Genomic DNA, 9,505 nt, shown 5'->3' on the forward strand with positions numbered 1-9,505 from the left:
TGCCAGGGGATAACCCGTTCCATGTCGGCAAGAAAGCGCTCTCGTCTGGTGACCCGCCTCTTCGCGGCAAACTCGGCTTCCGAAAAACTGATCTGCTTCACTGGCACAATCCCATCCCCAACAACGTGCACATCATACCAATGGCATCGTTCGCCGGGATGATTAAATCAGTGCTTCCTTAGCTTTCACACGTTTCACAGATCAGCCAGCCGTTTCATAAGGTTGCGATACTGATTCACGAATTTATCGACCGTGGTGTCAAGGTTGTAAAAGCCAGCGGAATCGATTCCGTGAATTTCATCGAGGCGTAGCGCCCTTCGGATTTTCTTTACCTCACCAACTTGGACGATGAAGTTGGCCTTGGGATAGCCGGTCTTGACCATCCATTGGTCGCGGTAGATCTTTATGTAATTGTTATCCGGGCTAGTAAACGTACAGCCTTGCTCTGCGAGAAGGTCTCGCAGTTGGCGGAATTCAATCGCCGTGTCTCCCAGGACTTTGGGCCTTACCCTTTCTCGAAGCCATGACGCTATAGCGCCGACTTCAGTATCGGCACTGCGCGATGCGCCTGTTTGAATCTGAATTTCGTGTGCAGCAACCTCGCGAGCAAGTTCGTAGAGTTCGTCTTCGGATGTGTCTACGAGCAGCCCGCGGTTCTTATCCAAAAAAACCACCAGCGATACTAGAGCGGTGCGTTTGTTGCCATTCTCAAACGAGTGGCTCATCGCGACGCCGTAAAACAGAGTCGCACCAATATCGTGAAGGGTGTCGTACTTGTACTTTCCGCCGCCAGATGTGAACTGGCGATGAACCGCCGAAGATAACTTGCCGGGGTCCAGGGGTTCTATGCGGCCAAAAGCATTTTGAGTCGCAATGTTCATCTTTCCCATCTGACGGCGGATGGCAAGCACTTCGTCTTCGGAAAGGCGTACGAGTTCAGCCATGATTTCGTCCTGTGAAAGCTATTGATCCGGCCCGAATAAATCTCTACGCGGCATAGCGCACTTTCGGATCTTGGAAGAAGGCTTTGACGCGCTCGGGTGAGCGTTCAATTTCGGTCATGTGCTGGGTCGCCACCGCCTTCAACTTGGCCTTGGTGCGGGCCGGTACTTTGGTACCGATGGCGTGTTTGAGATCGGCGTTCAAACGTTCCTCGGGATTGAGGTCCGGGCGGTAGCTCGGCAGATAAAACAACTCGATCTGGTCCTGCCGTTCAGCCAACCACGCTTTGACCGGCTTGCTGTGATGTACCCGCAGATTGTCGAGAATCAGAAACACCTTCTTCCCGGCATCCTTGACCAAGGCTTCCAGAAATTCGATCAGCCGATCAGCATTGAAGGCTTCATCGATAATCATCCAGCGTGTTTTGCCCTGATTGGTCACGGTGGCCAACATCGACAACTTCTGTCGCGTCCCGCCCACGGTGTAGGCCACCGGCGTCTGCCCCGCGGGCGCATAACTCCACCCGCGGACGTCGGTATTGACCAGGGCGGTCTCATCGCCCCAATGAATCTCGCCCCCTTCGGCCTTGGCCCGCTCGGCAATCGCCGGATACTGCTCGTCCAGCCATTGACGGACGGCCTCCGGACGTTGTTCGTAGGCCTTCTTGATCGGCTTTTGCGGCGGGAAACCCCAGCGGGCGAGGTATTTGCCTATCGATCGAACAGGCAGCTTGATACCGTATTCCTGCTCGATCAGTTGCCCACCGCCGCACGATTCCACAACGCAAATTCCCTCTTGAGTTGCTCCGGGCGCTTGTCGCAGATGATCCGGCAAATCGCCTGCTCCTGCTCGCGGGTCAGGCTTCGGCCCGTGCCCGGCTTTTTTCCGCGAATGGCAGGCTTCAAAGCGGCCATCCCTCCGGCTTCATGACGCGCCAGTGCAGCACGCACTCCCGGCCAGCTCAGCCCCGTCATCGCAACAATCTGCATCACCGGCAATCCCTTGCGATGCAACCGCCCCGCCTGTTTGCGTAAGGCATAGAGCTGCTCCGTCGTCCGCACTTCTTTGTCGTTCGTGTCCATGCCGAGATATTCCAGCATCGGCACCCATCATTCAACATTTGTTTGGGCCGGATCAATAGGATTTCGTTCGCCCGCTTGAACCGCAGATTTTCGGCGTGCAGCCTTGAAAGCTCCCTCTCTTCCGGCCTCACCGCCCTGCCGCCGGCACCATTGAGCTTACCTTCCGATGCTGCCTTCACCCCGTTGCGCACGGCCTGGTCGCTCAGCCCGAGTTCCTTGCAAACCGTGCAGACGCTCTACCCTGCCTTGATCCGCTTCACCGCCAGTTCCTTGAATTCGGTCGGGCAGGCCAGCTTCGCCATCTTCGTCTCATGCTTTCCCAAAGTGACGTCATTCCAGGTCACTCTGGGCAGACGAAATTTTGGGGGAAGCTCATCCTCACACGCTACGACAAACTCGGCCAACGGCTTACTTCCTTCATCGCCCTCACCGCATCGGTCATAGGGCTCGCCTGAATGTCAACAGACTCTAGAGCACTGCCACTGGCAAAGAAAGGAGCGCCACCCGACCTGCGTGAATGCCGGGAGGCGCCTCAGATCGGACGCCCCGCTTCGTTACGTCCGATTCTTGATTGCCGCCGATACCGGCCGCGAGCAGCAGCCAAGCGGCAGCGAGCTCACACAACCGGCGCCGGCACCGCCGGCGTTCCCTCCGTCAGCTAGCGAAACGCTTCACTTCTTCTGCGTCTGCGACTTGCCCGCCTGCACCCCTTGCTCGTAGGCACGCTGCTCTTTCTGCTTCTGCTGATCGTAAATGTAGCCTCCAGCTGCACCAATCGCCGCACCACCCAAAGCCCATCCCCAGTCGCCGGTCACCGCGCCGACCGCAGCACCAACGCCCGTGCCGATCGCCGCACCACTCAAAGTGCGCTGCTCGGTGCTGCTCATTCCGGCGCAACCGGCGAGCGCCAGTGCACCAGCGATGACGGGAACAACCAACAGTTTCTTGTTCATCAACATGGCTCCTCGTGTCCTTTTCAAGTCTGTTGCATCGCCTACTTGCGACATGGGAAGGTTTCGGCCGCAAAGCGGAACAGCGTATCGATCGCGCCGGCGTTCATCAACTGCGGGCGGGCATTGGCCCAGGTCACGAAATCGGCAGCAACCCTTGATCTTTTGGGGCTGGGATCCGGCGCGCAGACGAAGCGGTCGGCGACCGGCGTCGACGCATCGTAATAGCCGTAGGCACCGGCAAGAACACCGTGACAGAACGCGATCGCGGTCGCGTAATCGGCTTCTTCTGGCTGTGTAGTACAGATCTTGACCAGATCGCCCGCATTGCGAATCTTGTAGGTGTCGGGAGGCGCCGCGTGGGCGGAAACGGCGAACGCAGCAGCCGCGGCAACAATGGCAATTTTCATCCTGGGAATCTCCGCAAAGTCGATGATGGCGCAACCTGGCGCACCGAACACAACCGGGCCTCGTGACGCCGCTGATACTCTACCTGCGAACACGGTCTCGGGCAAGGTAAGGGAAATGAGCATCCCGGGCGGAAGACAATGTCGGGCCGCAGCGCCTGTTGTGTTTGGCCAATTGCCCAGGATTCGACATGCGCTGCGCCGGATTCTTCCTGATGTGACAAAAGCAGCGCCCCGCCACCGTCTCGACACCGGCATTGCGCCTGGACAGCACCGCTCAGGACACTTGCCAGCCGGTTTGGCCAAACGGCTGCAAGGTGCCGTTCTTAGCGCAGCGCGTCCAGATGATCACGGACTTTGCCGACATCGAGAAAGTAGTGGCAGAGTTCCTCGCCGTCGTGCAGGAGCACCGGCACCAGCTCGTCGTAGAGTGCCAGGAGCACTGGATCGGCGTCCACGTCGAGCACTTCCAGCGCCACCCCGAACTCGGCCGACAGTGGCGCCAGAGCTTCTTCCATCTCCGTGCAAAGGTGACAGTAGAGACGCGACACCAGGGTCAGCTTGTCCACTCGCCAGACCGCCTCATTCGTCTCACTCGGCGCGCTTGTCCGACAGCCCCTTGATCGTGACGAAGGTCTGCAGCTCGCCGCGCCGCACCAGCAGTGTCACGTGAGCCGACTTTTCGAACTGGGCGAGCAAGCGGTTGAACTGATCGGCGCTCTTCAATTCGATGTTCTCGCCGCGCGCAATCAGCGCCAGGATGACGTCGCCCGGCCGCAGGTCGGCACGCGCCGTATTGTTGCGCACCTCCTCGATCAGCAAGCCACCATCCAGCTTGAGTTCGCGTTTCTGTTCCGCCGTCAGTTCCGACACCACCAGCCCGAGACGATTCGCCGCCCGCTCGGCCGGTCTGGCACTGCGTGTACTCCGTGTGGCGACCTTGTCCTCGGGGATTTCGGCCACCACCACGGACAGGTCTCTGGTCGTTCCCTTGCGCCATACCTGCAGCGTCGCCTTGCTGCCCGGCTTGGTGCTGCCGACGATACGCGGCAGGTCGCTGGAACTGGCAATCGTCTTGCCGTCGAACCGGAGGATCACGTCACCCGGTTCGATCCCCGCCCTGTCTGCCGGCCCTCCCTTCTCGACCGCGTTGACCACCGCTCCCTGCGCCTTGCCCAGACCAAAGGATTCGGCCAGTTCCTTGGTCAACTCCTGAATGACGACGCCAATGCGACCACGGCTCACCTTGCCGGCGGCCCGCAACTGCCCCTGCACCTCCATCGCAACATCGATCGGAATAGCAAAGGAAATCCCCATGAAGCCACCCGAGCGGCTGTAGATCTGCGAGTTGATGCCCACCACCTCGCCCTTCATGTTGAACAGCGGCCCACCCGAATTGCCCGGATTGACCGCCACGTCGGTCTGGATGAAGGGCACATAGTTCTCCTGCGGCAAGGAACGTCCCTTGGCGCTGACGATGCCAGCCGTAACGCTGTTGTCGAAACCGAAGGGCGAGCCGATTGCCACCACCCATTCGCCCACCTTGAGGATGTTCGGGTCACCGAGGCGCACGGTCGGCAGACCCGTCGCCTCGATCTTGATCAGGGCCACGTCGGTCCGCTTGTCGGCGCCGACGACGCGCGCCTTGAACTCGCGCTTGTCGGTCAGGCGAACGAGAATCTCGTCTGCCGAATCGACCACGTGGGCATTGGTCAGGATGTACCCGTCGGCACTGACGACAAAGCCGGAACCGAGCGACCTGCTCTCGAACTCACGCGGCGCCCCCGGCAAACCCGGCACTCCCGGTTGACGAGGAATGAAACGGCGGAAGAACTCCTGCATCGGGTCGTTCTCGTCGAACGGAAACGGCTGGGCGCCCTTGCCACCACTGCGCAGGGATTGGGTGGTGCTGATGTTGACCACCGCCGGCCCCTGTCTCTCGACCAGTTCGGTGAAATCGGGCAGCCCCCGGTTTTGTGCCGGCGCGGACAACGAGACGAACGCGAAGAGGAAAGCAATGAGCAACTGTTTCATGGCACCAAAAGTCTCCCGAGTGTCAATGAACGACCAACCGACCCGAGCAAGGATTGGGGACAACAGGCTGAAAATCAAGCTTCGATCGATGGCCGCTGGCGGCGATCATCCCGGTAGCGCTGCTGCGCCCGGCGCAGAGCCAGCCAACCCACGACGAGACCGGCAAGCGCGCCACCGATCGCCCCCGGCTCTTCGCCCACGGCCGAACCCGCCAGGCTGCCGGCCAGGAGCAGCAGCAGGGGCTGGACGTAAGCCTTGACCGCGCTGTGGCCAAGCACACCGGCGGCGATGGCGATTCTCACCCGCTCACCAACGGCGCGGCCGTCGGGATTGGCCATCCGGAAGGTGCGCGGCGTGCTGCAGAGCAGCTTGCCGGCATGGTTCCCGCCGCAGCCACCCGGCTCACCGCAACGCCCACAACCCGTCTCGTCCATGCGTATCGTCGCATGCTGCTCATCCACCGCAACTACCGTGCCCCAGGCATCGGTCATGGCCGGAAAAACCCCGCGACAGACCGGCGGTCGACTACTGGCATCGCATCCTCGCACTGCGGGTCTTGCCGTGCGGCTACCACCGGCGGTCGGCCGCGATGTCGAGCAGTGGCCGCAGCTTCTCGGCCACCGCTTCCCGCGCACGGAATATGCGCGAACGTACCGTGCCAATCGGACAACTCATCGCGCTGGCAATTTCCTCATAACTCAGGCCATCGATCTCGCGCAGGACGATCGCGTTGCGCAACTCCTCCGGCAGGGCGTCCATTGCCGCGTTGACCGTCTCGCCGATCTGTCTGGACAGCAGCAGGCTCTCCGGGGTATTGATATCGCGCAGCTGAGCGGCATCCTCAAATCCCTCGGCCTCTTCTGCGTCGAACTCGGTCGAGGTCGGCGCCCGGCGTCCCTGTGCGACGAGATGGTTCTTGGCGGTATTGATCGAGATCCGGTACAACCAGGTGTAGAAAGCACTGTCCCCACGAAACGACGGCAGCGCCCGGTAAGCCTTGATGAACGCCTCCTGCGACACATCCTCGACCTCGGCCGGATCGTGCACGAAGCGCGACAACAGGCGCGCCACCTTGCGCTGGTATTTTGCAACCAGCAACTCGAAAGCGTGCTTGTCGCCGGTCTGTGCGCGTTCGACCAGCAACTGGTCAGTTTCGCGTTCGCTCATGCTCTCTGGTTTTCCTGTGGCATACGGATGCGGTGCTTTGCCATGCAGTATAACGTACGCACCCAGCCAGCATCGTAACAGTGCATGACCGGACCCACCGGGCAAATCCGGCGGTTCAAAGAGTCGCGCGTAGTCGACCGCTGGATTGCACCGCACACTTGCCCCATAATCCTGACTCGTCTTTCGGCGTCCACCCGGGGAACTTCTGTCCTCCGCAGCGCAACGCCACGCCAACCTAGCCCAAGCAGGAGCAGTCATGATGTCCAACACCTCTCCCTTCGCCTTCACCGGCCGGACCTTCAAGTGCGCCACCGCCGGAATGGCCGGCATCGCACTTATGATCACGACAGGCTGTAGCGAGAAGAAGACAACAGCACCGTTGCCCCCGGTTGTCGAAGTGATTGCCGTGGCACAGCGGGACACGCCGATCTACATGGAATGGATCGGCTCACTGGACGGCAACGTCAATGCGGTCATCCGTCCGCAGGTCACCGGCTACCTGATCAAACAGAACTACCGTGAAGGCGACCTGGTAAAACAGGGTCAGCCGCTTTTCGAAATCGATCCCCGCACCTTCGAGGCAGCGGTCGAAGAAGCCAAAGGACTGCGCGCCCAGCAGGCGGCGCGTTATGAAACGACCCGCGCCAACCTCGCCCGGATCAAGCCACTGGCCGCGGTGAATGCGGTCAGCCAGAAGGATCTCGACGACGCCACGGGTGCCGATCTCTCCGCCAAGGCCGCGCTCGAAGCGGCCGAGGCATCGCTCAAGACGGCCAAGCTCAACCTCGGTTTCACCAAGATCACCTCGCCAGTCACCGGCATTGCCGGCATTGCCAAGGCGCAGATCGGCGATCTCCTGAGCCCGAGCATGCCGACCGAACTGACCACCGTGTCGACCGTCGATCCGGTCAAGGTGTACTTCAACATCAGCGAGCGCGAGTATCTCAAGGTGGCGACCGCAGCGGCAGCGTCGGGCAGGAAGACGGAACAGGTCCCGTTGCAACTCTTCCTGGTAGACGGCTCGCTCTATCCTCACCAGGGCAAGGTGGCGGTGCTCAACCGGCAGGTCGATCAGAGCACCGGCACCTTCAAGGTCGCCGCCCTGTTCGCCAATCCGGACAACCTGCTGCGGCCGGGCCAGTACGGCAAGGTGCGGGCGACGATGTCGGTGGACCAGGGCGCACTGCTGGTTCCGCAGCGTGCCGTCACGGAAATGCAAGGCAAGTATCTGGTCGCCGCGGTCGGCGCCGACAACAAGGTGGATATCCGCCCGGTGACCGTCGGCGAGCGCATTGGCAGCGAGTGGATCATCAGCAAGGGCCTGCAGGCTGGCGATCAGGTGATCGCCGAGGGAACGCAAAAGGTGCGTCCCGGGATGACCGTCAACCCGAAACCCTTTGTCCCCGAAGCGCCAGCCGCCGATGTGGCCAAGCCGCAGGACAAACCGGCCACACCGGCGAGCAAGGGGTAAGCGGCCATGTCCAAGTTCTTCATCAACCGGCCGATCGTCGCCATGGTCATCTCCATCCTTATGACCATCGTCGGCTTGGTCGCCATGTCGGGACTGCCGATCGCGCAGTTCCCGAACATCGTGCCGCCACAGATCCAGGTCAACAGCACCTACACCGGCGCCGACGCCCTGACTGTCGAGCAGGCCGTCGCCACCCCGATCGAACAGCAGATGTCCGGCGTCGACAACATGGACTACATGTACTCGATCAACGCCAACAACGGTCAATCGACGCTGTATGTCAACTTTGCACTGGGCACCGACGCCAACACCGACCAGCTTCTCGCCCAGATGCGCGAGGGCCAGGCCGAGTCGCAACTGCCCTCGGACGTGCGCAACTACGGTGTAACCGTCCAGAAGTCGACGTCGTCGCCGCTGATCATGGTCGCGCTGTACTCGCCGACCGGCACCTACGACAACATCTTCCTGGCCACCTACTCGGACATCAACATCAACGACCAGATGACACGGGTGAAGGGGATCGCCAGCGTCACCGTCTTCGGCGCCGGACAATACGCGATGCGCCTGTGGGTGCGTCCTGACGTCCTCGCCAAGCTCAACATCACCGTTCCCGAGATCATCAGCGCAGTCCAGAACCAGAACACCGTCAACCCGGCCGGCCAGGTCGGCGCCGAGCCGGTCCCCCCCGGTCAGGAATTCACCTACGCCGTCCGCGCCCAGGGCCGGCTGGTAACCGAGGAAGATTTCGGCAAGGTCGTCCTGCGCGCCAACCCGGACGGCTCGATCGTCCGCGTCGCCGATGTCGCCCGCATCGAACTCGGCGCCCAGACCTACAACATGGAAGGGCGGCTGAACGGCAAGCCGGCGGCGCTGATCGCCCTCTACCAGATCCCCGGAGCCAACGCCCTCGATGCCGCCAACGGTGCCAAGGCGCTGATGGAGAAGCTCAAGCAGAGCTTCCCGCCTGACCTCGACTATGTCATCGCCCTAGACACCACGCTCGCCGTGACCGAAGGTATCAAGGAAATCCAGCACACGCTGTTCGAAGCGCTGGTGCTGGTCATCATCGTCGTTTTCATCTTCCTCCAGGGCTGGCGGGCGACTCTGATCCCGCTGCTCGCCGTGCCGGTCTCGCTGGTCGGCACCTTCATGCTCTTCCCCCTGTTCGGCTTCTCGATCAACACCCTGTCGCTGTTCGGCCTGGTCTTGGCGATCGGCCTCGTCGTCGACGACGCCCTCGTCGTCGTCGAGGCGGTCGAGCCCCACATCGAGGAAGGCCTGTCGCCGAAGGACGCGACCCTAAAGGCGATGAGCGAGGTGACCGGACCGGTCATCGCGATCGCCGTCATCCTCTCCGCTGTTTTCGTGCCGACCGCTTTCATCCCCGGCATTACTGGTCAGCTCTACCAGCAGTTCGCAGTGACCATCGCAATTTCGGTCGTCATCTCGGCC

12 protein-coding genes and 1 pseudogene are annotated in these 9,505 nt (G+C 61.3%); 2 read left to right on the top strand and 11 right to left on the bottom strand.

Annotation, left to right across the window (positions count from 1 at the left end):
- The 11 genes and pseudogenes from JNK99_RS16685 to rpoE form a co-directional block, all read right to left on the bottom strand.
- A pseudogene (locus tag JNK99_RS16685) lies at positions 1 to 101 on the bottom strand (IS5/IS1182 family transposase); the annotation flags it as partial.
- A gap of 93 nt (positions 102 to 194) precedes the next feature.
- Positions 195 to 944, bottom strand: a complete 750-nt coding sequence (locus tag JNK99_RS16690) for a type II toxin-antitoxin system death-on-curing family toxin (RefSeq protein ID WP_291855329.1) — start codon at positions 942 to 944, stop codon at positions 195 to 197.
- A gap of 43 nt (positions 945 to 987) precedes the next feature.
- The gene (locus tag JNK99_RS16695) at positions 988 to 1,776 is read right to left on the bottom strand and encodes an IS630 family transposase (protein ID WP_291855332.1); all 789 of its coding nucleotides are present in this window, start codon (positions 1,774 to 1,776) and stop codon (positions 988 to 990) included.
- Entirely contained in the window at positions 1,695 to 2,042 is a 348-nt protein-coding gene (locus JNK99_RS16700) for a helix-turn-helix domain-containing protein (RefSeq protein ID WP_291855335.1), read from the bottom strand. The genes JNK99_RS16695 and JNK99_RS16700 overlap by 82 nt, the downstream gene beginning before the upstream one ends.
- Positions 2,043 to 2,260: 218 nt before the next feature.
- The gene (locus tag JNK99_RS16705; RefSeq protein WP_291855339.1) at positions 2,261 to 2,428 is read right to left on the bottom strand and encodes a hypothetical protein; all 168 of its coding nucleotides are present in this window, start codon (positions 2,426 to 2,428) and stop codon (positions 2,261 to 2,263) included.
- A gap of 267 nt (positions 2,429 to 2,695) precedes the next feature.
- The gene (locus JNK99_RS16710; protein WP_291855342.1) at positions 2,696 to 2,977 is read right to left on the bottom strand and encodes a YMGG-like glycine zipper-containing protein; all 282 of its coding nucleotides are present in this window, start codon (positions 2,975 to 2,977) and stop codon (positions 2,696 to 2,698) included.
- 41 nt (positions 2,978 to 3,018) lie between these two features.
- Positions 3,019 to 3,384, bottom strand: a complete 366-nt coding sequence (locus JNK99_RS16715) for a Rap1a/Tai family immunity protein (protein ID WP_291855345.1) — start codon at positions 3,382 to 3,384, stop codon at positions 3,019 to 3,021.
- Between the two features lie 323 nt (positions 3,385 to 3,707).
- Positions 3,708 to 3,950, bottom strand: coding sequence for a glutaredoxin family protein (locus tag JNK99_RS16720; protein ID WP_291855348.1), 243 nt, complete (start codon positions 3,948 to 3,950; stop codon positions 3,708 to 3,710).
- A 22-nt stretch (positions 3,951 to 3,972) separates the two neighbouring features.
- A complete protein-coding gene (locus JNK99_RS16725) occupies positions 3,973 to 5,415 on the bottom strand; it encodes a DegQ family serine endoprotease (protein ID WP_291855351.1) in 1,443 nt (480 codons plus the stop codon).
- Between the two features lie 74 nt (positions 5,416 to 5,489).
- Positions 5,490 to 5,906 (bottom strand): SoxR reducing system RseC family protein, encoded by a 417-nt coding sequence (locus JNK99_RS16730; protein WP_291855354.1) that lies wholly within the window; start codon positions 5,904 to 5,906, stop codon positions 5,490 to 5,492.
- A 76-nt stretch (positions 5,907 to 5,982) separates the two neighbouring features.
- Positions 5,983 to 6,582, bottom strand: a complete 600-nt coding sequence (rpoE, locus tag JNK99_RS16735; protein ID WP_291855357.1) for an RNA polymerase sigma factor RpoE — start codon at positions 6,580 to 6,582, stop codon at positions 5,983 to 5,985.
- A gap of 256 nt (positions 6,583 to 6,838) precedes the next feature.
- Here rpoE and JNK99_RS16740 point away from each other — a divergent pair, with 256 nt between their 5' ends.
- Positions 6,839 to 8,053 carry an efflux RND transporter periplasmic adaptor subunit gene (locus JNK99_RS16740; protein WP_291855361.1) on the top strand — a complete coding sequence of 405 codons (1,215 nt, stop codon included), beginning with the start codon at positions 6,839 to 6,841 and terminating at the stop codon, positions 8,051 to 8,053.
- A gap of 6 nt (positions 8,054 to 8,059) precedes the next feature.
- Positions 8,060 to 9,505: efflux RND transporter permease subunit (locus tag JNK99_RS16745; RefSeq protein ID WP_291855363.1), on the top strand; the 1,446-nt coding region annotated here is incomplete at its 3' end.

The sequence above is a fragment of the Accumulibacter sp. genome (assembly GCF_016789985.1).
Taxonomy (GTDB): domain Bacteria; phylum Pseudomonadota; class Gammaproteobacteria; order Burkholderiales; family Rhodocyclaceae; genus Accumulibacter.